The organism is Methylobacterium sp. CB376, from assembly GCF_029714205.1.
Lineage (GTDB): Bacteria > Pseudomonadota > Alphaproteobacteria > Rhizobiales > Beijerinckiaceae > Methylobacterium.
In genome coordinates, this window is sequence record NZ_CP121648.1 from 2,234,442 (window position 1) to 2,257,380 (window position 22,939).

16 protein-coding genes and 1 pseudogene are annotated in these 22,939 nt (G+C 74.7%); 13 read left to right on the top strand and 4 right to left on the bottom strand.

Features of this window, described 5'->3' with window-relative positions; translation table 11 throughout:
* The first annotated feature begins 240 nt into the window (after positions 1–240).
* The 11 genes and pseudogenes from QA634_RS10020 (at position 241) to QA634_RS10070 (ending at position 15,294) form a co-directional block, all read left to right on the top strand.
* Positions 241–1,461, top strand: coding sequence for an ABC transporter substrate-binding protein (locus QA634_RS10020; RefSeq protein ID WP_012331850.1), 1,221 nt, complete (start codon positions 241–243; stop codon positions 1,459–1,461).
* A gap of 61 nt (positions 1,462–1,522) precedes the next feature.
* Complete coding sequence (locus QA634_RS10025) at positions 1,523–3,403, top strand: ABC transporter permease (protein ID WP_012331851.1); 1,881 nt, start codon at positions 1,523–1,525, stop codon at positions 3,401–3,403.
* The gene (locus QA634_RS10030; RefSeq protein ID WP_012331852.1) at positions 3,400–4,179 is read left to right on the top strand and encodes an ABC transporter ATP-binding protein; all 780 of its coding nucleotides are present in this window, start codon (positions 3,400–3,402) and stop codon (positions 4,177–4,179) included. Before QA634_RS10025 ends, QA634_RS10030 begins: the two co-directional genes overlap by 4 nt.
* The gene (locus QA634_RS10035; protein ID WP_012331853.1) at positions 4,179–4,889 is read left to right on the top strand and encodes an ABC transporter ATP-binding protein; all 711 of its coding nucleotides are present in this window, start codon (positions 4,179–4,181) and stop codon (positions 4,887–4,889) included. The genes QA634_RS10030 and QA634_RS10035 overlap by 1 nt, the downstream gene beginning before the upstream one ends.
* A 91-nt stretch (positions 4,890–4,980) precedes the next feature.
* Positions 4,981–7,061 (top strand): annotated as a pseudogene (locus tag QA634_RS10040) (hydantoinase/oxoprolinase family protein).
* The gene (locus QA634_RS10045; RefSeq protein ID WP_012331855.1) at positions 7,058–8,746 is read left to right on the top strand and encodes a hydantoinase B/oxoprolinase family protein; all 1,689 of its coding nucleotides are present in this window, start codon (positions 7,058–7,060) and stop codon (positions 8,744–8,746) included. The pseudogene QA634_RS10040 and the gene QA634_RS10045 overlap by 4 nt, the downstream one beginning before the upstream one ends.
* A 61-nt stretch (positions 8,747–8,807) precedes the next feature.
* Positions 8,808–9,653, top strand: a complete 846-nt coding sequence (locus QA634_RS10050) for an FAD binding domain-containing protein (RefSeq protein WP_012331856.1) — start codon at positions 8,808–8,810, stop codon at positions 9,651–9,653.
* Entirely contained in the window at positions 9,653–12,391 is a 2,739-nt protein-coding gene (locus tag QA634_RS10055; RefSeq protein WP_012331857.1) for a molybdopterin-dependent oxidoreductase, read from the top strand. The genes QA634_RS10050 and QA634_RS10055 overlap by 1 nt, the downstream gene beginning before the upstream one ends.
* A gap of 58 nt (positions 12,392–12,449) precedes the next feature.
* Positions 12,450–13,967: a hypothetical protein gene (locus QA634_RS10060; protein WP_012331858.1), complete on the top strand. Its 1,518-nt coding sequence runs from the start codon at positions 12,450–12,452 to the stop codon at positions 13,965–13,967.
* The gene (locus QA634_RS10065) at positions 13,964–14,428 is read left to right on the top strand and encodes a MarR family winged helix-turn-helix transcriptional regulator (protein WP_012331859.1); all 465 of its coding nucleotides are present in this window, start codon (positions 13,964–13,966) and stop codon (positions 14,426–14,428) included. The genes QA634_RS10060 and QA634_RS10065 overlap by 4 nt, the downstream gene beginning before the upstream one ends.
* 5 nt (positions 14,429–14,433) lie before the next feature.
* Positions 14,434–15,294: a hypothetical protein gene (locus QA634_RS10070; RefSeq protein WP_012331860.1), complete on the top strand. Its 861-nt coding sequence runs from the start codon at positions 14,434–14,436 to the stop codon at positions 15,292–15,294.
* A gap of 18 nt (positions 15,295–15,312) precedes the next feature.
* On the opposite strand, the gene QA634_RS10075 is transcribed toward QA634_RS10070, so the two are convergent.
* The 3 genes from QA634_RS10075 to QA634_RS10085 are packed head-to-tail and all read right to left on the bottom strand — an operon-like array spanning position 15,313 to position 19,421.
* Entirely contained in the window at positions 15,313–16,830 is a 1,518-nt protein-coding gene (locus QA634_RS10075) for a tetratricopeptide repeat protein (protein WP_012331861.1), read from the bottom strand.
* A 4-nt stretch (positions 16,831–16,834) separates the two neighbouring features.
* On the bottom strand, positions 16,835–18,829 hold the full coding sequence (locus tag QA634_RS10080) for an AAA family ATPase (protein ID WP_012331862.1): 1,995 nt from the start codon (positions 18,827–18,829) through the stop codon (positions 16,835–16,837).
* Positions 18,830–18,887: 58 nt separating this feature from the next.
* The gene (locus tag QA634_RS10085; protein ID WP_012331863.1) at positions 18,888–19,421 is read right to left on the bottom strand and encodes a hypothetical protein; all 534 of its coding nucleotides are present in this window, start codon (positions 19,419–19,421) and stop codon (positions 18,888–18,890) included.
* Positions 19,422–19,772: 351 nt separating this feature from the next.
* On the opposite strand from QA634_RS10085, the gene QA634_RS10090 reads away from it, so the two are divergent.
* Positions 19,773–21,077: an MFS transporter gene (locus QA634_RS10090; protein ID WP_012331864.1), complete on the top strand. Its 1,305-nt coding sequence runs from the start codon at positions 19,773–19,775 to the stop codon at positions 21,075–21,077.
* Positions 21,078–21,278: 201 nt separating this feature from the next.
* A complete protein-coding gene (locus tag QA634_RS10095) occupies positions 21,279–22,550 on the top strand; it encodes an arsenic transporter (protein ID WP_012331865.1) in 1,272 nt (423 codons plus the stop codon).
* Positions 22,551–22,672: 122 nt separating this feature from the next.
* Here the strand turns inward: QA634_RS10095 and QA634_RS10100 are convergent, their stop codons facing one another.
* Positions 22,673–22,903 carry a hypothetical protein gene (locus QA634_RS10100; RefSeq protein WP_012331866.1) on the bottom strand — a complete coding sequence of 77 codons (231 nt, stop codon included), beginning with the start codon at positions 22,901–22,903 and terminating at the stop codon, positions 22,673–22,675.
* Positions 22,904–22,939: the final 36 nt, after the last annotated feature.

Genomic DNA, 22,939 nt, shown 5'->3' on the forward strand with positions numbered 1-22,939 from the left:
GCGAAGACAAGCGGCGGGATGCGAAAGGCGATTGGTTTCGGATGGGCGGGCCGGCCGGGGCCCGGAGGCGCGGCGTCCCGCCCTGCCCATTCCCGCATCACGGCCCGCCCGACATTTCCGCAGCCCCACCTCTTGCGCTCGCCCCGGAGCATCGTATCGTTCGTACACGAACGACTTGCAGACATTCGGCGACGCGCCCGATAGTCGTGTCGACACCCGTCGATGCCGGAGATTCGTGTCATGAGCCTGCCCCCGCTCTCTCGCCGCGCCGTGGTCGGCGGGCTCGCCGCGGCCCCGTTCGGGCTGCGGGCCGCGCGGGCCGCCGAGGGCCCGATCCGCATCGGCGAGCTCAATTCCTACGGGCGCATGGCGGCCTTCGCGGGTCCCTACCGGAACGCGATGCTGCTCGCGCAGGACGCGATCAACCGGGCCGGCGGCATCAAGGCCCTCGGCGGACGCCCGATCGAGATGGTCTTCCGGGACGACGGCTCCACGCCGGGCGACGCCGTGCGGGTGGCCGAGGAGCTCCTCACCCGCGAGAACGTCGCCTTCCTGTGCGGCACCTTCCTGTCGAACGTGGGCCTCGCGGTGGCGGATTTCGCCAACCAGCGCAAGGTGATGTTCCTGGCCACCGAGCCCCTCACCGACGCGCTGACGATGGGCGGGGGCAACCGCTACACCTTCCGGGTCCGGCCCAGCACCTACATGCAGACGAAGATGCTCGTCGAGGCCGTGAAGGGGCGGGGCGTCAAGCGCTGGGCGATCGTCGCCCCGAACTACGAGTACGGCCAATCGGCCGCGGCGAATTTCAAGCGGCTGATGGGCGCGGCGGTGCCGGGCTTCGAGGTCGTGGGCGAGCAATATCCGGCCCTGGGCAAGATCGACGCCGGCGCGACGGTCGGGGCCCTGGCGCAGACGAGGGCGGACGGGCTGTTCAACGTGCTGTTCGCGGCCGACCTCACGGCCTTCGTGCGCGAGGGCAACACCCGCGGCCTGTTCGAGAAGCGGACCGTGGCGAGCCTGCTCACCGGCGAGCCCGAATACATGATCCCGCTCGGCGACGAGACGCCGGAGGGCTGGATCACCACGGGCTATCCGTGGGAGACCATCGCCACCCCCGGCCACCGGGAATTCGTGGCCGCCTACCGGGCCCGGTTCTCCGACACGCCGCGGCTCGGCTCGCTCCTCGGCTACGTCGTGGTCCACATGATCCGCGACCTCCTGGAGACGGCGAAGTCCACCGACACGGAGGCGCTGATCGCCGCCCTCGAGGGGCTGACCTCCGAGACCATCGCCGGGAAGGTCACGATGCGCGCCCTCGACCACCAATCGACGCTCGGCGCCTGGATCGGCGAGACGGCCCTCGACGGGCGCAAGGGCACGATGCGCAATGTCCGCTACGCGGACGGGGCGGATTACCTGTTTCCCGAGGCGGAGGTGAGGGCGGCCCGCAAGGCCTGACCCGGGATGCCGGACCCCCCTCCCGGCCGGGAGGAGGGGACACGATGAGCGACGCGAGCGCATGGACCCTTCCTTCCTCGTCCTGCAAGCCCTGTCCGGCCTCGCCAGCGCCGCGTCGCTGTTCGTGATCGCCTCGGGCCTGACCCTGGTCTTCGGCGTCACCCGCATCGTGAACTTCGCGCACGGCTCCTTCACGATGCTCGGGGCCTACCTGGCGGTCTCGCTCGTCCCGCGCCTCCTCGACCTGAGCTACACGCCCGCCTCCTTCTTCCTCGGCGTGCTGCTCGCGGCCCTCCTCGTCGGGCTGATCGGCGTCGCGGTGGAGGTGCTGCTGCTGCGCCGCCTCTACCGGGTGCCCGAACTGTTCCAGCTCCTCGCCACCTTCGGCGTGGTGCTGATCGTCGAGGATCTGGTGCTGGCGATCTGGGGGCCGGTCGACCTCGCCGGGCCGCGGGCGCCCTCCCTGCGCCACGGCGTCGAGATCCTGGGCCAGCGCTTCCCGGCCTACGACCTCGTGCTGATCGGGATCGGGCCGGCCCTGCTCGGGCTGCTCTGGCTCCTGATGCACCGCACCCGCTTCGGCATCCTGATCCGCGCCGCCACCCAGGACCGCGACATGGTCGGGGCGCTCGGCGTCAACCAGGCGCGGCTCTTCACCCTCACGCTGTTCCTCGGCGCGGCTCTGGCCGGGCTCGGCGGCGCGCTGCAGATCCCCCGCGTGCCGGCCAACGGCCACATGGACCTCGCGGTGATCACCGACGCCTTCGTGGTCACGGTGATCGGCGGCATGGGCTCGGTGCCGGGCGCCTTCCTCGCTGCCCTGCTGATCGGCGAATTGCAGGCCTTCGGCATCCTGCTCCTGCCCAAGGCCACCCTGGTCCTCGTCTTCGCCCTGATGGCAGTGGTGCTGGTGGTCAAGCCCTGGGGCCTGCTCGGCCGGCCCGAGATCGCCGCGTCGGGCCGCTTGCCCGAGGGCATCCTGCACCTGCGGCCCTTCCGCCCCGCCGAGGCGGCGCTGACCGGGCTCGCGGTCGCGGCCCTGCTGGCGGTCCCGCTCGTCGGCGACGCCTACCTCGTCAAGGTCGCGACCGAGATCCTGGTCTTCGCGCTCGCCGCCTTCTCGCTGCAATTCCTGGTCGGCGTCGGCGGCCTCGTCTCCTTCGGCCACGCCGCCTATTTCGGCCTCGGCGCCTACGCGGCCGGGCTCCTCGTCACCGGGCCGCTGCGGGCGCCGATGGAGCTCGCGCTCCTCGCCGCGCCGCTCGCGGGCGCGCTCGGGGCCGCCCTGTTCGGCTTCTTCATCGTCCGGCTGTCGGGGATCTACCTCGCCATGCTGACCCTGGCCTTCGCGCAGATCGTCTACGCGATCGGCTTCCAGTGGGTGGAGGTGACGGGGGGCGACAACGGCCTCGTCGGCGTCTGGCCCTCCGCCTGGGCCGCCGGCCGCACCACCTACTTCTACCTCGTGGCGGCCGCGACCCTCGCGTGCATCGCGGCGCTGCGCCGGATCGTCTTCGCGCCCTTCGGCTACGGCCTGCGGGCCGCCCGCGATTCCGCCACCCGCGCCGAGGCGATCGGGCTCGACACCCGCACGCATCGCTGGCTCGCCTTCACCCTGGCGGGCGGCGCGGCCGGCCTCGCCGGGGGGCTCTACGCCTTCCAGAAGGGCTCGATCGACCCGACCCTCGCGGCGATCCCGACCTCGATCGACTTCCTGGTCATGGTGCTGGTCGGCGGCATCCGCACCCTGATGGGTCCCCTGGTCGGGGCGGGCTTCTTCCACGCGCTCAAGGACGCGGTGATGCCGCTCGCGGCCTATTGGCGCCTGCTGCTCGGCCTCGCCATCATCGCCACCGTGCTGGCCCTGCCGCACGGCCTCGCCGGGGCGGCCGACCTCCTGCGCCGGCGCCGCCGGCCCGTCCCCGCGGAGGCGCGCGCGTGACCCTGCTCGCCGTCGACCGCCTGACCAAGTCCTTCGGCGGGGTCGCCGCCGCCCGGGACGTGTCCTTCACGCTGGCGGCGGGCGAGATGCTGGCGATCATCGGCCCGAACGGGGCGGGCAAATCCACCACCTTCAACATGGTGGGCGGGCAGCTGAGGCCCAATTCCGGCCGCGTGACCCTGGCGGGGCGGGACGTCACCGGCCTGCCGGCCCGGGCGATCGGGCGGGCCGGGGTCGGGCGCACCTTCCAGGTCGCCCAGACCTTCGTGTCGATGAGCGTCGCCGAGAACGTCCAGATGGCGCTCGTCGCGCATCGCGGCCGCAGCCGGGCGCTCTTCGCCGACGCGCGCCGCCTGTACCGGGACGACGCGCTCGCTCTCCTCGGCGAGGTCGGGCTCGGGGCGGAGGCCGACCGGCCGGTGGCCGAACTCGCCTACGGCGACGTGAAGCGGGTGGAGCTCGCGGTGGCGCTGGCCGCGCGGCCGAAGCTCCTGCTGATGGACGAGCCCACCGCCGGCATGGCGCCGCGCGAGCGCGGCGGCCTGATGGCCCTCACCGCCCGCCTCGCCCGCGGCCAGGGCATCGGGGTGCTCTACACCGAGCACGACATGGAGGCGGTGTTCGGCCATGCCGATCGGGTGCTGGTCCTGGTGCGCGGCGAGATCATCGCCGCCGGGCCGCCCGAGGCGGTGCGGGCCGACGCCCGGGTGCGCCAGGTCTATCTCGGCGAGGCGGGGAGTGCCGCGGCCCTGCGCGCCCGCCGGGAGGTGGCCTGATGGAGGCGCTCCTCGACGTGACCGGGCTTCGCGCCGCCTACGGGCAGGCAGAGGTGCTGTTCGGCGTGACGCTCAGCCTGCGCCGCGGCGAGGTGGCGGCGCTGATGGGGCGCAACGGGGCCGGGAAATCCACGACCCTCAAGGCGATCATGGGGCTCCTGGTGCCGACGGCAGGCCGCGTCGCCTTCGAGGGCCGCGCCGTGACCGGCTGGGAGCCCTTCCGCATCGCCCGCCTCGGCCTCGGCTACGTGCCGGAGGAGCGGCGCATCTTCACGGATCTCTCGGTCGAGGAGAACCTGGAGGTCGGCCGCAAGGGCCCGACCGACGGGCGGGCGCCCTGGACCCTGGAGCGCCTGTTCGCGATCTTCCCCAACCTCGCCGAGATGCGCCGCCGCCGGGCCTCGGCCATGTCGGGGGGCGAGCAGCAGATGCTCACCATCGCCCGCACCCTGATGGGCAACCCGCACGCGGTCCTCCTCGACGAGCCCTCCGAGGGGCTGGCGCCGGTCATCGTCGAGCAGATGGCCGAGGCGGTGCTGCGCATGAAGCGGGAGGGGCTGGCGGTGCTGCTCTCCGAGCAGAACCTGACCTTCGCGGCGGCGGTCTGCGACCGGGCCTTCGTGATCGAGAAGGGCGCGGTCCGCTTCGAGGGCGCGATGGCCGAGCTGGAGGCGAACGAGGCGGTGCGGGACGCGTACCTGACGGTGTGAGGCGGGGAAGGCGGGGCGGGACCGCGCGGCGGGACCGTTCGTAGACGAACGATCGGGGTTGCGGGATGGCCGGTCACGGAACGGGAACGGGATGCGCGACGGGCCGACGGGGCCGCGCGGGCGGAGCCGCCCGATGAGGCGCGTCGCCGGCATCGATGTCGGGGGCACCTTCACGGACCTCCTCCTCACCGAGACCGGGCCGGACGGGACCCTGCGGGTGCGGCTCGCCAAGGTGCCGACCACGGCGCGCAACCAGGCCGAGGGCGTGCTCGCCGCGATCGCGGCGGCCGGGACCGCGCCCGCCGCCCTCGACCTCGTCATCCACGGCACCACCGCCACCACCAACGCGGTGCTGGAGCGCAAGACCGCCCGGGTCGGGCTCGTCACCACGGCGGGGTTCCGGGACGTGCTCGAACTCGGCCGCCGCACCCGGCCGAAGCCCTACGGTCTGTTCGGCACCTTCGAGCCGCTGATCCCCCGCGAGCTGCGCCGCGAGGTGCCCGAGCGCATGCGGGCGGACGGGCAGGTGCACATCCCCCTCGACGAGGCGGCCGTGGAGGCGGCCGTGCGGGCGCTCCTGGCCGAGGGCTGCGAGGCCCTCGTCATCCACTTCCTGCACGCCTACGCCAACCCGGCCCACGAGCGGCGGGCGGGCGAGATCGCCCGGGCGCTGTGGCCCAACCCCTACGTCACCCTCGGCCACGCGCTCCTGTCGGAGTTCCGCGAGTACGAGCGCGGCACCACCGCGGCGGTCAACGCCGCCGTGCAGCCGATCCTCGACCGCTACCTGCGCCGCCTGCAGGACGAACTCGGGGCGGGGGCTTCGCCCGCGACCTCCTCGTGATGAACGGCAACGGCGGCACGGTGCCGGCCGCCCGGGTGGTCGAGGCGGCCGCCAAGACCGTGATGTCGGGCCCGGCCTCCGGCGTGATGGCCGCCGCCGCGACGCTCGCGCAGGCGGGCCTGTCGAACGCCGTCACGTACGACATGGGCGGCACCTCGACCGACGTCGCCCTGATCGCCGGCGGCGTGCCGGAAGTCTCGGCGGAACTGACCCTCGCCTACGGCCTGCCCATCCACCTGCCGATGGTGGACGTGCACACGGTCGGGGCCGGCGGCGGCTCGATCGCCGCGGTGAACCGGGCCGGGATGCTGCAGGTCGGCCCCGAGAGCGCCGGCTCCGAGCCCGGCCCGGTCGGCTACGGGCGCGGCGGCGCGCGGCCCACGGTGACGGACGCCAACCTCGTGCTCGGCCGCCTCGACCCCGAGGGGCTCACCGCCGTGCGGGAGCGCGTTCCCCTCGGGGCGATCCGCGACGCCTTCGCGCGCGACCTCGCCCGCCCCCTCGGCCTCTCCGTCGAGGAGGCGGCCGCGGCGGTGATCCGGCTCGGCAACGTCCACATGGCGGGGGCGATCCGGATGGTCTCCCTCGCCCGCGGCTACGACCCGCGCGACTTCGTGCTCTTCGCCTTCGGGGGGGCCGGGCCGCTCCACGCGGTGGCGCTGGCGCGCGAACTCGGCATCCCGGAGGTGCTGGTGCCGGCCCGCCCCGGCCTCACCAACGCCCTCGGCTGCCTGGTGGCGGACCTGCGCCAGGACCGGGTCAACACCCTCAACCGCCCCCTCGACGGCCTCGCCATGGACGAGGTCCGCGCCGTGCTGGCCGCGCAGGAGGCGCAGGCGCGCGCGCTGATCGAGGCCGAGCGGGCCGAGATCGAGGCGGTCACGGTGACCTACGGCGCCGACATGCAGTTCCGCGGCCAGACCCACCTGATCCGGGTCGCGCTGCCGCGGCCCGACCTCGGCCGCGCGGCGCTGCAGGAGCTGTTCGAGGCCGCCTATTTCCGGCGCTTCCAGGTCCGGCTGCCGGAGATCCGCGCCGTCCTCGTCAACCTCGTCACCTCGGTGATCGGCCGCCGCCGCGCCTTCCCGCTCGGGAGCCTGCTCGATCCCGCCGCGCGCACCGACCTCGCGGGGGCCCGGCTCGGGACCCGGCCCCTCCACGCCGAGGGGCGCTGGCACGAGGCCGCCATCTACGCCCGCGAGCGCCTGCCCGAGGGCGCGCGCATCGCCGGTCCGGCCGTCATCCAGCAGGTCGACGCCACCACGGTGATCGAGCCCGGCGCGCACGCGACCGTCGACGCCATCGGCAACCTGAGGATCCGCGCATGAGCGCCCTCGACCCCCTCACCCTGGCGGTGATCCAGGCGGGATTGCAGCAGGTCTGCAACGAGATGGACATCGCCTTCTCGCGCTCGGCCTTCTCGCCGGTGATCGCGGAGGCCGACGACCGCTCGGACGGCATCTACGACCGCGACACCGGCGCGCTCATCGCCCAGGGCGAGTACGGGCTGCCGGTCTTCGTCGGCACGATGCAGCACTCGACCGGCGAGCTGATCCGGCTGATCCGCGAGGGCCGGGCCGGCGCCCCGGAGCCCGGCGACGTCTACATCGTCAACGACCCCTACCTGGGCGGCACGCACCTGATGGACGTGCGCTTCGTGCGCCCGGTCTTCGTCGAGGGCGAGCTGTTCTGCTGGCTCCAGAATACCGGCCACTGGCCGGATATCGGCGGCATGGTGCCGGGCGGCTTCTCGGCCCACGCCACCGAGGTCGAGCAGGAGGGGCTGCGCCTGCCCCCGGTCAAGCTGTTCAAGCGCGGCGCGATGGATCCGGAGATCTTCTCCATCATCACCTCGAACATCCGCGTCGCGGACCAGCGGATCGGCGACATCCGGGCCCAGGCCGCGTCCCTCGCGGTCGGCGAGGCCCGGCTGCGGGAGCTCCTGGAGAAGGTCGGCCGCGCCACCCTCGACGCGGCGATCCGCGAGATCCGCATCCGCTCGGCCGAGCGGATGCGGGCCGAGATCCGCCGCATCCCGGACGGCACCTACGCCAGCGAGGCCTTCGTCGATTCGGACGGGGTGGTGGACGCGCCTTTGCGCATCGCCCTCACGCTGACCAAGCGGGACGACACCCTGCACTTCGACTTCTCCGGCTCCTCGCCGCCGTGCCGGGGGCCGATGAACTCGGTCCTGGCGACCACCGTCTCGTCGGTCTACCTCGCGGTGAAGCACGTCTTCCCGGACGTGCCGATCAATGCCGGCACCTTCGAGCCCCTGGTGATCCGCCGGCCCGAGGGGACCTTCCTGGATGCCCGCTACCCGCGCCCGGTCTCGGGCTGCGCCGCGGAGGTGAGCCAGCGCATCGCGGAAGCCGTGTTCCTGGCCCTGGTCCAGGCGATCCCCGACCGGGTGACGGCGGCGCCGGCCGGCACCTCGGGCAATTTCGCCCTCGGCGGCTTCGACCCGCAGAAGCAATCCCCCTACGTCATGTACCAGATCACCGGCGGCGGCTACGGCGGCAATGCCGCGCATGACGGGCTGTCGAACGGCTGCTCGACCATCGGCATCTCGAAGACCGCGCCCGTCGAGGTGATGGAGCAGTATTACCCGGTGCTGTTCCGCCGCTTCGCGCTGCGGGAGGGCTCGGGCGGGGCCGGCGCGCACAGGGGCGGCTTCGGCGTGCATTACGAGGTCGAATTGCTGCGCGGGGAGGCGCGGGCCTCCTTCGTGATGGATCACGGCCGCTTCGGCCCGCCCGGGGTGCGCGGCGGCGGCGACGGGGCGCCGAACGTGGTGCGCATCCACCGCGACGGGGAGACCTTCACGCCGGCCCACCTGTCGAAGGACCAGAACATCGCCATCCGGGCCGGCGACCGGGTCGAGATCATGACCCCCGGGGGAGGGGGCTACGGCGATCCGCGGGAGCGCGATCCGGCCCTGATCGCGCGGGACGTGCGGCGCGGCTACTACACGGCCGAGGAGGCCGAGGCGCTGTGGGGGAGGCGGGAATGAGGGCGGGATCTCCGATGCGCGGCATTCCGGTCTCCCGCCCGCCGGCCGCGGAGGCCGCCTGATGCGCTACTTCCGCCCCACCACCCTCGCGGAGGCCCTGGCGATCCGCCGCGCGCAGGCCGTCACGGTTCTGGCCGGCGGCACCGACCTCTACCCGGCCGCCGCCTCCCGGCGGGCCTGGGGCGACCCCGCGCAGCCCGACATCCTCGACATCTCCGCCATCCCCGAACTGCGCGGCATCGCCGAGGAGGGCGGCCACTGGCGCATCGGGGCGCTCGCGACCTGGACCGACCTGATCCGCGCCGACCTGCCGCCCCTCCTCGACGGGCTCAAGCGGGCGGGCCGGGCGGTCGGAGGGGTGCAGATCCAGAACCGGGGCACCCTCGTCGGCAATGCCTGCACGGCCTCGCCGGCGGGGGACGGCATCCCGAACCTGCTCGCCCTCGACGCGGTCTTCGAGGTCTCCGGCCGGGACGTCCCGGCGCGGGATTTCTTCACCGGCTACCGGACCAATGCGGTCGGGCCGCAGGACCTCGTCACGGCGATCCGCATCCCGAAGCGCGCCGGGCGCGGCCATTTCGAGAAGCTCGGGGCGCGGCGCTACCTCGTGATCTCCATCGCCATGGCGGCCCTCGCGGTCGAGACCGGGCCGGACGGGCGCGTCCGGGAGGCCCGGATCGCGGTCGGCGCCTGCGGGCCGGTGGCGCGCCGCCTCACCGCCCTCGAGGCCGATCTGCGCGGGGTGCCCCTGGCGGCGGCGCCCGGCCTCGTCGCCGCCCATCACCTCGCGGATCTCGCGCCGATCGACGACGTGCGGGCGAGCGCCGCCTACCGGCGCGCCGCCGCCCGTGCCCTGGTGGCGGACGGCCTCTCCGCCCTGATCGAGACCGACCGGAGGGCTGCCTGATGCGCGTCACGCTCCTCGTCAACGGCGTCTCCCACGTCGTCGAGGCGCCGCCCCTGGCGACCCTCGCCGACACGCTGCGCGAGCGCCTGCACCTCACCGGCACCAAGATCGGCTGCGAGGCCGGCGATTGCGGCACCTGCACGGTGCTCCTCGACGGCGAGCAGGTCTGCGCCTGCCTGGTGCCGATCGCCCAGGCCGAGGGCCGCGCCGTGACCACCATCGAGGGCCGCGACCCCGAGGGCTGGATCGACCGGCTGCGCGAGGCCTTCCTGGCCCGCGGGGCGGCGCAATGCGGGATCTGCACCCCGGCCATGATCCTCGCGGCCGCGGACGGCCTGCGGCGCCAGCCGCGGCCGGACCGGCGCGCGATCGAGGACGCGATCGGCGGCGTGCTCTGCCGCTGCACCGGCTACGCGGCGATCGTCGAGGCGATCATGGACGTGGCCCGCGGCGGCGGCGCCGCCGCGCCCGCGCCGGAACCCGGCGCCGCGGTCGGAACCCGGATGGCGCGCGTCGACGGCCGGCCGAAGGTCGAGGGCACCGACCTGTTCGGCGCCGACCACCAGCCCGAGGGCGCGCTCTGGCTGCGCCTCGTGCGCGCGCCGCACGCCGCCGCCCGCTTCACCCTCGGGGAGCTCGCCCCCGTCCTCGCCCGGCATCCGGGCCTCGCCCGCATCCTCACCGCCCGCGACATCCCGGGCGAGAATTCCTTCGGGGTCTTCCCCCACATCAAGGACCAGCCGGTCCTGGCGGACGGCCTCGTGCGGATGCGCGGCGATCCGGTCGCGGCGCTGGTCGGCAGCCGCGAGGCCGTCGAGGGCTTCCCCGATTCCGACCTTCCGATCGCCTACGCGCTGCTCCCGGCCCTCTCCGGCACCGCGGCGGCGCTCGCCCCCGGCGCCCCGTCCCTGCACGCTTGCGTCCCCGACAACGTGCTCACCCACGGCAGGCTGACCCGCGGCGACGTCGAGGCCGGCCACGCCGAGGCCGCCGCCACCGCCTCGGGCAGCTTCGAGACCGCCTTCGTCGAGCACGCCTACCTGGAGCCCGAGGCCGGCTTCGCGCGCCGGGTCGGCGAGCGCATCGAGGTGACCGCCTGCACCCAGGCCCCGGTGATGGACCAGGAGGACGTCGCCCGCGTCCTCGGCCTGCCCGCGGCCGCGGTGCGGATCGTGCCCACCGCCTGCGGCGGCGGCTTCGGCGGCAAGCTCGACGTCTCGCTGCAGCCGATCCTGGCGGTCGCGGCCTGGCTGACCGGGCGCCCGGTGCGGATGGTCTTCACGCGCACCGAGAGCATGGCCGCGACCACCAAGCGCCATCCGGCGACGATCCGCGCCCGGCTCTCGGCGGATGCGCGGGGGCGCTTCACCGCCTTCGAGCTCGACGCCGATTTCAACACCGGCGCCTACGCCTCCTGGGGGCCGACGGTCGCCAACCGGGTGCCGGTCCACGCGCCCGGCCCCTACCGGGTGGCGCATGTCCGCAACCGCACCCGGGCCGTCTACACCAACGACACCCCGGCCGGCGCCTTCCGGGGCTTCGGCGTGCCCCAGGCCACGATCGCGGCCGAGACGCTGATCGACGACCTCGCCCGGGATCTCGGGATCGACCGCTGGACCATCCGGCGCCGCAACGCCCTCGACCACGGCGACGCGACGGCGTCCGGGCAGGTGCTGCACGCCTCGGCCGGCCTGCCGCAATGCCTCGATGCCCTGCGCGACGATTTCTTCCGGCTCGTCGCCGAGGCCGAGGCCGCCAATGCCGGGGGCGGCCGGATCCGGCGCGGGGTCGGGCTCGCCTGCATGTGGTACGGCTGCGGCAACACCTCGATGTCGAATCCGTCGCGGATGCGCATCGCGCTCGGGCCGGACGGCGCGCTCACCCTCCTCAACGGCGCCGTCGATATCGGGCAGGGCTCCTCCACGGTGCTGCTCCAGATCGCCGCCGACGCGCTCGGGCTGCCGCCGGACCGCTTCCGCCAAGTGGTCGGCGACACGGACCTGACCTACGACGCGGGGAAGACCTCGGCCTCCCGCCAGACCTTCGTGTCGGGCAACGCGGCGCGGCGCGCCGGGGAGGATCTGCGGCGGCGCATCCTGGCGCTCGCCAATGCGGGGCCGGCGGCGCGGCTCTCCCTCGACGGGGCCTGGCTCACCATCGCGGACGGGCCGGCGAGCCGCCGCATCGACCTCGCGCGCCTGACCCCCGACGCCACCGGCGCGGTGCTGGCCGGCGAGGGCTGGTACGACCCGCCGACCACGGCGCTCGACGCCGAGGGCCAGGGCATCCCCTACGCCACCTACGGCTTCGCCGCGCAGCTCGCGGAGGTCGCGGTCGACACGGTGCTGGCCACCGTGCGGGTGAGCCGGATCATCGCCGCGCACGATGTCGGGCGGGCGATCAACCCGACCCTGGTCGAGGGCCAGATCCACGGCGGCATCGCGCAGGGCCTCGGCCTCGCCCTGATGGAGGAGTTCATCCCCGGCCGCACCGAGAACCTGCACGACTACCTGATCCCGACCGTCGGCGACGTGCCGGAGATCGCGGTGCGGATCATCGAGGATCCCGACCCGGAAGGCCCCTACGGCGCCAAGGGTGTCGGCGAGCCGGCCCTGGTGGCGACCGCGCCCGCGATCCTGTCGGCCATCCGCCACGCCACCGGGGCGCGGCTCACCCGGGTGCCGGTGCTGCCGCACCGGCTGCACGCGGCGCTCAACCGGAGGGAGGCGGCGGAATGAGACTCGCAGGCGCGCCCGCGCCGTCCGGACCCCGGCCGCACCGCGCCCGGAGCCGGCCATGAGCGCCGATCCCCTCTCCCCGGACGCCCGCGCGAACAAGTTCGGCGCCGCCGAGGGCGACGGCATCGTGCGCTGCGATGCCTGCCCGGTGCTGTGCCGGATCCGGCCCGGGCGCGCCGGCGCCTGCGCGCGCTACGCCAACCGCGACGGGCGGCTCGTGCGCACCGACCCGGTCGTGCTCCTGCACGACACCGTCGAGGCGGGCGGCCGGCTGGTGCCGTTCGGGGCCGCCGCCTGGGACGGGCACGGGGCCGATCCGGCCCGAACCTTCGTGACCGGGATCGGCGCGGGCACGACCTATCCGGACTACAAGCCCGCCCCCTTCATCGTCGCGAGCGAGCACGAGGGCGTCGAGACCGTCACGGTCGTGACCGAGGGCATCTTCAGCTATTGCGGCGTGAAGGTGAAGATCGACACCGACCGCCATCTCGGGCCCGAGCGCGCCGCGGTCCGGGCCGGCGCCGAGGAGGTCGGCCACGTCACCACCGCCGAGTACGGCTCGCAGATGCTCTCGATCGGGGGCGTGCGCCACCTGACCGGCGGCTCCAAGAAGGAGGGGCAGGTCACCTGCGAGACGCTGCTCGCCCTCTGCTCCGGCGCGCCGGCGACGCTCGCCATCGACGGGGGCCACGCGGTCGTGGTCCAGGCCGGCCGCGCGCCGATCGTCGACGGCGTGCCGGAGCGCCGCATGCGGGTCGGCTGCGGCTCGGCCACGGTCGGCATCTTCGCCCGCCAGTGGCTCGGCCACGCCGACGAGGTCATCGTCGTGGACGACCACATCACCGGGGTCCTGACCGAGCATCAGGCCGGCAAGGTGCTGGGCATGCGCCCCGCGGGGATCCGCGTGCGGGGCCGGCGCTCGACGCCGGGGCGCTACTTCCAGGTGGCGAATCCCGGCACCGGCTGGGGCGGCACCGACATCGCCGACCCACTCGCCATCATCCAGGCGATCGATCCGGCCGTGGCCTGGCCGGGCCTGCGGCTGCTGATGACCTCGACCACCGGCGAGCACGCCCTCTGGCTCGTCCTCGACGAGCGCCTCACCCCGGTCCCGGCCGAGATGCCGCCGGCGATCCGCGCGGTGGTCGCGCGCATCGGCGAGAATTGCGAGCCCTCCCTCTGCACGGTGCTGTTCGTGGCCGGCGCGGGCGGGTCCCTGCGGGCGGGGGTGACCGAGAACCCGGTGCGCCTCACCCGCTCGGTCGCCTCGGGCGAGACCCGCGTGACCATGGGCGGCGCGCCGGTCACGGTCTGGCCGGGCGGGGGCATCACCGTGATGGCGGACGTCACGCGCCTGCCCGGCAACGCCTTCGGCGCCGTGCCGACGCCCGCGCTCGTCGCCCCGATCGAGTTCACCCTGCCGCGCGCCCTCTACGCCGATCTCGGCGGCCACCTGGGCGAGGTCGTCGCCATGGCGGACCTCCTGCGGGAGGTGGGGCCGGGCGCCCGCCACGAGGCGTGGCGGCCGGACAATCCCTGGCCCGCCCGCCCCGCCGCGAAGGGAGGGGGGCCGTGAGCGAGCCCCGGCGCCGCGAGGGGCTGCGCGTCGACCCGGAGGCGGTGCGGATCTACCGGCTCGAGGAGCAGATCGGCTACCTGATCCGCCGGGCGCACCAGCGCGCCTCGGCGATCTTCGAGAGCGTGATGCGCGACTTCGACGTGACGCCGGTGCAGTTCGCCGCCCTGGCGAAGCTCCACGACCTCGGGCCGACCTCGCAGAACCAGCTCGGGCGGCAGGTCGGCATCGATCCGGCGACGATGAACGGGGTGGCCCGCCGGCTCGCCGCCCGCGGCCTCCTGCGGCCCTCCCCCGACCCGGACGATGCCCGCCTCGTGCGCCTCGCCCTGACGGCGGAGGGGCGCGGCGTGGTCGAGGCCATGAAGAACCGGGGCGCCGAGGTCACGGCCCGCACCCTCGATCCCCTGACCCAGGCGGAGGCGAAGGATCTCACCCGCCTCCTCGCCAAGCTCGGCTGAGCGCCGTGGAGGGGCCGCGCGTCCAGGCGCTGCCCGGCGGGCGGGTCCACCTCCAGCACGGGCCGATCGACGTGGTGCTGCGGGCCCACGGCGCCGAGGCGGCGGTGCGGGAGGCCTACCGGGCGGCGGCGGCGCGCTTCGCGCCGCTGCTCGGCGAACTCGTCGCCGAATTGCCGGCCCTGCGCCGGCCGATGCGCGCGCGGCCGCGCGTCGAGGGGGCGGTGGCGCGCCGCATGGTGGCGGCCTGCCGCCCGCACCGGGAGTTCCTCACCCCCATGGCGGCCGTGGCCGGGGCGGTGGCGGACGAACTCCTCGCCGCCATGCTGGCCGCGGCGCCCCTCGCCAAGGCCTTCGTCAACGACGGCGGCGACATCGCCCTCCACCTCGCCGAGGGCGAATCGATCGCGGTGGGCGTGGCGGGGGATTTCTCCCGCGGCCCGGTGCCGGCGCTGAACGGCCGGGTGCGGCTCTCGCACGCGGACGGGATCGGGGGGCTCGCGACCTCCGGGCGGCAGGGCCGCTCCTTCTCGCGCGGCATCGCCGATTCGGTGACGGTCCTCGCCCGCGACGCGGCCGCGGCGGACGCGGCCGCGACGCTCATCGCCAACGCGGTCGACCTCAAGGGCCATCCCGGCATCCGCCGCGCGCCGGCCGACAGCCTCGATCCCGATTCGGATCTCGGCGCGCGGCTCGTCACGGTGGGGGTCGATCCGCTGCCGCCCGAGGCGGTGGCGGCGGCGCTGGAGGCGGGCCGCGCCCGCGCCGCCGCGATGCGCGCCGCCGGCCTGATCCGCGACGCCGCCCTGATGCTGCAGGGGCGGAGCGTCGTCCTCGGCGGGATCGGGCGGATCGGCGCGGGCGCCTGAGCGGCGCGGTCGATCCACCTATCGCAGCTGCTCCAGGTTCTTGGCGGCCGCGAGGTTGCCGTTGGCCTTGGCTTGGCTGAACCAGGCCCGCGCCTGGGCGAGGTCCCTCGGCACGCCCGCGCCGCGCGCGTAGGCCACGCCGAGGGCGTTCTGGGCGGCGGCGTTGCCGTTGCGCGCCGCGCGCTGGTACCAGGAGACCGCCTCGGCCGGGTTGGCCGCCACGCCGTTGCCCTGGTCGTACATCGTGCCGAGATAGTACTGCGCGAGCGGCTGGTTCTGCTGCGCGGCGCGCTGGAGCAGGGGCAGGGCCGCGGCCGGATCGCGGGGCCCGCCCGTGCCCAGGAGCAGCGCCTCGCCGGTCCTGGCCTGCCCCAGCGGGTCGCCGTGCTCCGCGGCGCGGCGATAGAGGGCGAGGGCCTGGCCCGGGTCGCGGGGCAGGCCGGTGCCGGTCTCGTAGGCCGCGCCGAGTTCGGCCTCCGCGAACCCGTCGCCCGCCTCGGCGGCGCGGCGGAACCATTGCAGGGACAGGCCGCGGTCGGCCGGCACGCCGGACCCGTCGCGGTAGGCGAGGCCCATGCGCCGCTGCGCGAAGGTGTTGCCCTGGTCCGCCGCCTTCTGGAACCAGGACACCGCCTCCTTCGGGTCCATCGGCTTGCCGTCGCCGGTGAGGAAGGCGTAGCCGAGCCGGGCCTGGGCCTCCGCGTCGCCCCGTCCCGCCGCCCGGGCGAGGTGCTCCATCGCCTGGGCCTTGTTGGCGGCGATGCCGCGCCCCTCCAGCAGGTGCACCCCGAGCAGCCGCTCGGCCCCGGCATTCCCCTGCGCGGCGGCCTTCTGGTACCAGCCCACCGCCGCGGCCTGATCGGCGGGGAGCCCGCCGAGCCCCCGCTCGTAGGCCCAGCCGAGCTCGGCCTGCGCGAAGGCGTCCCCCGCCTCCGCGGCCCGGCGGAACCACGACGCGGCGCGGGCCGGATCGGCCGCCATGCCGACGCCGCGCTGCGCCGCGAGGCCGGCGAGGCGCTGGGCCGGCACGACGCCCTGCTGCGCCGCCTTCTCGATCCAGGGCAGGGAGGCGGCCGGGTCGGCCGGCACGCCGCCGATACCCCAGTAGAGCGCGTTGCCGAGGTTGAACTGCGCCGCCGCGTGGCCCTGCTCGGCCGCGGCCCGGTAATGCGCCAGCGCTTGGCGCATGTCCGGCGCCGTGGTGGCGCGCCGCAGCGAGAGGGTCGGATCGAACAGGGTGCCGAGGCTGAACTGCGCCTCCGCGCCGCCCTCCGCCGCCGCCGCCCGCAGCTGCGCGAGCGCGGCCGGGTCGCCGAGGGCGCGGTCGCGCAGGGCCGTGCTCTCCGGGCCGGTGAGCGGCGCCTTCGGGCGCGCCCAGGGGGCGGCCGGCTCGGGGACGGGGAGCGCGCCGCCGAGGACGAGCCAGCCGGCGGCGAGCAGGGCCGCGGCCTGCGGCCAGATGATCCAGGCCCCGCGGTACCAGGGATCGCCGCTCCACAGGAGCGCGTGCTTGAGGGCGAGGGACGAGCCGGCCATGCCGTCAGCTCCTCATGCCGATGGCCGCGTCCAGGTCCGCCGCCTCGATCCGGCGCAGGTCGGCCTCGGGCTCGCGGGCGAGCCGCACGGCCTGGGCCTCGCGGGCGCGCTCCAGCAGCGTGCGCATCGCGCGGGCGTTGCCCCAATCCTCGCGCCTGGCATTCTCGGCGAGCCAGCCGGACAGCCGCGGCCCGAGCGGGTCGGGCAGCGCGTAGGCCTGGGCCGCCGCCATGCGCCGGAGGATCTCCTCCAGCTCCGCGACCGAGTAGGCCGGGAAATCGATGGTCTTGGTGAAGCGGCTGGCGAGGCCCGGATTGGTGCCGATGAACCGGCGCATCTCGCTCGGGTAGCCCGCCACGATCACGATGATGCGGTCGCGGTGGTCCTCCATGAACTTCAGCAGCGTGTCGATCGCCTCGCGCCCGAACGAGCCGCCCTCCTGCCCGTCGGCGAGGGCGTAGGCCTCGTCGATGAACAGGATGCCGTCGAGCGCCTCCTTGCACTTGTCCAGGGTCTTGGTGGCGGTCTGGCCGACGTAGCCGGCCACCAGCCCCGCGCGGTCCGTCTCGACGAGGTGGCCCTTGCGCAGGACGCCGACGCCCCGGAAGATCTCGCCGAGCGCGCGCGCGACCTGGGTCTTGCCGACCCCGGGCGGGCCGGTGAACACCATGTGCAGGCTCATGGCCGAGACCGGCAGGCCCTGCTCGCGCCGCTTCTGCTCGACCTGCAGCCGGGAGATCAGGGTGTTGACCTCCTCCTTCACCGGCGCGAGGCCCACCATCGCGTCGAGGTCGGCCAGCGCCGCCTCGGCCGGGCGGGCGCCCTGCGCCCGGGTCGGCACGCGCAGCAGCGGCAGCGGCGCGGTCGCCTGCCGGGCCTGGCCGGGGAGGGCGAAGCCGAGCGCGCTCTGGAAATCCTCGATCTCGATCCGGGAGAGATCGGCCTGCGGCTGGCCGGCGATGCGCAGCGCCTGGGCCTCGCGGGCCTTCTCCAAGAGGGTGCGCATCTCGCGGGCATTGCCCCAATCCTCGCGCCTGGCGTTCTCGGCGAGCCAGCCGGACAGCCGCGCCTCGATGTCCTCGGGCAGCTGGAAGGATTGCTTGGCCGCCATGGCGCGCAGGATCGCCCCCAGCTCGGCCGGGTCGTAGGCCGGGAAGGCGATGGTCTTGGTGAAGCGGCTGGCGAGGCCCGGATTGGTGCCGATGAACCGGCGCATCTCGCTCGGGTAGCCCGCCACGATCACGATGATGCGGTCGCGGTGGTCCTCCATGAACTTCAGCAGCGTGTCGATCGCCTCGCGCCCGAACGAGCCGCCCTCCTGCCCGTCGGCGAGGGCGTAGGCCTCGTCGATGAACAGGATGCCGTCGAGCGCCTCCTTGCACTTGTCCAGGGTCTTGGTGGCGGTCTGGCCGACGTAGCCGGCCACCAGCCCCGCGCGGTCCGTCTCGACGAGGTGGCCCTTGCGCAGGACGCCGACGCCCCGGAAGATCTCGCCGAGCGCGCGCGCGACCTGGGTCTTGCCGACCCCGGGCGGGCCGGTGAACACCATGTGCAGGCTCATCGGCGCGCCGGCATGGCCCTGCTCGCGCCGCTTCTGCTCGACCTGCAGCCGGGAGATCAGCTTGTTGACCTCCTCCTTCACCGGCGCGAGGCCGATCATCCCGTCGAGTTCGTCGAGGGCGTCCTGGATCGGGCGCACCGGCGGCTTCTGGGAGGTGCGCAGGAGCCGCAGCGAGCCGACGGCCGCCCCGCCCGTGGCGAGGAGCACGTCCTGGCTCTGCGCGAGCCGGGCCGCCACGTAGGTGAGGGCCGCGCCCGCCGCCAGGATCGCCAGCACCGTCGCGACCTTGAGCAGGAGCGGGCCGGCCGTGCTGCCGGCCGCCGCGAAGTAGGCGAGCGGGCTGCTCTGCGGGTTGATGAGCCACGCGCTCAGCACCGCGGCCGCCACGGAAATCAGGAAGAAGCCGAGCATCGGCCGGTCCCGGAAGAACGTCTTCATCGCCGAGTCCTCGTCGTGTCGGGGCGGAAACCGGGTCGGAAACCGGCGCGCCGCGGCGTCAGCAGATCTTGCCAGGCATCCAGACGACCGGGATCGAGGCCGCCCCGGTCGCCGGATCGAAGCGCCAGCCGGGCGACAGGAAGAGCCCGAGGCCGGCGAGGTCGCCCTCGACCGACAGGCTGCCGCGCCCGGCCGGGTAGGGGGACGGGAACGGGAGGGCGACCCGCTGGGGCGCCTCCCCCGGGACGATCTCGGGCGAGACGTAGGGGCCCGAGCGGATCCGGATGCCGCCCCGGCCCGCGCCCGCCCGGGTCACGCTCACCACCGCCAGGGGCGCCGCGCAGCTCCTCGCCTCCTGGACGAGCTGAGGCGCCCGCGCGACCGCGAGCGTCCCGGCCGCCGCGGCGATCTCGCCGGGGGCGACCTGCGCGAGCGTGAAGGAGGCCGGCCCCGCGGCGGTGCCGAACAGGGTCACCAGCAGGGCCGCGGTCGCGAGACCACCCGCGCCGGCGACCAGGGCCGGCGCGACCGGGCCGGCTTTCCGATCTCGCTCCTTCCCAGGCTCCCGAGACCCGGCGACTTGCGCGATCATCCGAGCATCCTCCCAAGCGAAGGCGGCGGGTTGCACGCGACGATTACGACGATGATAGGCGAAAAGCCTGTCGGTGAGAATGTGCGCCCGCGGAGACTTGCTGAATCCTGGGATCGACTTGCGCCCGTCGGGCGCGACGCGGCGATCCCGCCCGCCGCCGCGGCCGCATTCGCGCCGGCCGAGGATACTCCCCTAGAGGATACTCGCCGGGCTCGGCCCTCCCCTCGCCCGAACGGGCACGATTTCCTTTGGGAACTATTCCATCGCGCCCTCGATTAGTGCGGCGCGACGTCGACCGGTCCGCCGGGTCACCCTCGCTCCCGTCCTGCACACCCCCTCGCGGAGATCGTCATGAGCGACCTGCGCCCCTCCGCACGCGCCGCGGAGCCGAGCCCGTCGCGCCGGGCGCTGCGCGGCCTCGACGCGCTGAACTTCTTCCTCGCCGACGTGCGCGACGGCCTCGGGCCCTACCTCGCGATCTACCTGCTGGCCGTGCGCGGCCCCGCCCAGGGCTGGAACGAGGCGACGATCGGCCTCGTCATGACGGTGGCGGGCGTCGCCGGCCTGGCGGCGCAGACGCCCGCGGGCGCGCTCATCGACCGGACCCGGCGCAAGCCGGCCATCGTCATCGCGGCGGCCCTCGCCGTGACGGCGAGCTGCCTCGTCCTGCCCTGGATCTCCAACGTCTACCTCGTGGCCGGCACGCAGGCCCTCGCCCACGTGGCCGGCGCGGTCTTCCCGCCGGCCCTCACCGGCATCACCCTCGGCCTCGTCGGGCCGCGGCTCTTCGCGCGGCGGATCGGCCGCAACGAGGGCTTCAACCACGCCGGCAACGCGGTCTCGGCCCTCCTCGCGGCGGGCCTCGCCACCGTGTTCGGGCCGGCCATCGTGTTCTGGCTGATGGGCCTCCTCGCGGCGCTCAGCATCGGCGCGATGCTGGTGGTGCCGCGGGCGGAGATCGACGACGACCTCGCCCGGGGCCTTGACGGCCGCCAGCACGATCCCTGCGAGCAGCCCTCGGGCCTCGCGGTGCTGCTGCGCAACCGCCCCCTCCTGCTCTTCGCCGCGCTCTGCGCCGCCTTCCACCTCGCCAACGCGGCGATGCTGCCCTCGGTCGGCCAGCTGCTCACGAAGGTGGTGGGCAAGGACTACGCCACCTCGCTCATCGCGATCTGCATCGTGGCGGCCCAATGCGTGATGGTGCCGATGGCGATTCTGGTCGGCGCCAAGGCCGACCGTTTCGGGCGCAAGCCGATCTTCCTCGCCGCCTTCGGCATCCTGGCCCTGCGCGGCATTCTCTACACGCTCTCGGACGATCCCGTCTTCCTCGTGGCGGTGCAGTGCCTCGACGGGGTAGGGGCCGGGATCTACGGGGCCCTCTTCCCGATCGTGGTCGCCGACCTGACCCGCGGCAGCGGCCGCTTCAACGTCGCGCAGGGCGCGGTCGCCACCGCGCAGGGCGTCGGCGCCTCCCTCAGCGCCGCCCTGGCGGGACTCGTGATCGTCTCGGCCGGCTACGCGGCGGCCTTCCTGGTCCTGGCCGGGATCGCGGCCCTCGGCTTCGCCCTCTACCTCTTCGCCATGCCGGAGACGCGCGGCCTCGCTCCGGGCCATCCGTCCCCGGCCGCGGCCCCGCTCGCCGTCCCGGCAGAGTGAGGGATCCCGCGCGGGCGCGACGCGACGCCGGGGCACCCGAACCAGGCGCGTCCTGGGCAGGCTTGGCCTTCGATGGCTTGGCCCTCGATGGCTTGGCCTTTGACGGCTTGGCCTTACAAGGCTTGGCCTTGGAAGGTTTGGCCGGAGCCGCGAAGGCCGGCACGGCTGGCCCCACCGCACCGATCCGGGAGATCCGTCACCATGGGCGCGCTCGGCGTCACACCCCACCTCGCCACCTGGGGCATCGCCGCGCTGGCGACGCTCGGCGTGATCCTGCGCCCCCTCGGCTGGCCGGAAGCGGTCTGGGCCGTGCTCGGGGCGATCGTGCTCGTCGCCCTCGGCCTGCTCCCCGCCGGCACCGCCTGGGACGGGGTCCTGAAGGGCACGGACGTCTACCTCTTCCTGATCGGCATGATGCTGCTCGCCGAGGTCGCCCGGAAGGAGGGGCTGTTCGACTGGCTCGCCGGCATCGCGGTGCGGCGGGCGCGGGGCTCGGCGACGCGGCTCTTCACCCTCGTCTACGCGGTCGGCACGGTCGTGACGGTGTTCCTGTCGAACGATGCCTGCGCGGTGGTGCTGACGCCGGCGGTCGCGTGCGCCGCCAAGGCCGCCCGGGTGCGCGACCCGCTGCCCTACCTGCTGGTCTGCGCCTTCATCGCCAACGCGGCGAGCTTCGTGCTGCCGATCTCGAACCCGGCCAACCTCGTCGTCTACGCGGCGCACATGCCCCCGCTCGCCGAGTGGCTCGCCCGCTTCACCTTGCCCTCCGCGCTGGCGATCCTGGCGACCTACGCGGCCTTGCGCCTCACGCAGGGCCCCACCCTGCGCGCCCAGGAGGTGGCGACCGACGTGCCGCGCGCCGACCTGTCCCGCACCGGGCTCGTCGCCGGGCTCGGCATCCTGGCGACGGGGCTCGTGCTGATCGCCGCCTCGGCGCGCGGCCTCGCTCTCGGCCCGCCGACCTGCCTTGCGGGACTCGCCACCGCGCTCCTCGTCCTGGCGCTGCGGCGGGAGGGTTTGGCCGAACTGGTCCGGGACGTGTCCTGGAGCGTGCTGCCACTCGTCGCCGGGCTGTTCGTGCTGGTCGAGGCCCTGGAGAGGACCGGGGTGCTGCGCCTCGTCGCCGACACCCTGAGGGTGCAGGCGGGCGCCCATCCGGCCGGCACCGCCTGGGGGGCGGGCGCGCTCGTCGCTTTGCTCTGCAACCTCCTCAACAATCTGCCGGCCGGGCTGATCGCCGGCGCGGCGGTGCAGGCGGCGGAGGTCTCCGACAGGATCGCGGGCGCGATCCTGATCGGGGTCGATCTCGGCCCCAACCTCTCGGTCACGGGCTCCCTCGCCACGATCCTCTGGCTCACCGCGATCCGGCGGGAGGGGCAGCATGTCGGGGCGTGGCGCTTCCTGGCGCTGGGAGCGCTGGTGATGCCGCCCGCCCTCCTGCTGGCGCTCGCCGGCCTCCTCCTCGTGCCCTGAGGCCGCCCCCGACCGCCGCGCGCCCGTATCCCCTCATCCTGGCGGCGGGCGCGCTCCGGGCGCGGCAAGCCCGTGAAGGCGCAGCCGCGCGGGGCGCCGGCCACCGAAGGCCCTTCGGTCCCTCAGTGCTTCTCCTCGCCCGGCCGGTGCGTCTGCGGCCGATGGCCGTCCTGGCCGGGATTGTTGTGCTTGTTGTGGTCGCGGCTCTCCTGATGGGTCGTCGGCGGCCGCGCCGGGTCCGCGCTGCTGCGGACGCGGTCGCCGCCCGCCGGGACGTTCCGCCCCTCCCGGTGCTCGATGATCCGCTGGTGCTGGGCGTGGGTCTTGTCGCCGTGCGGCTTCTCGCCGGCCATGGGTGTCTCCGTCGCGCGAGGGGTCAGGCCGCCCCA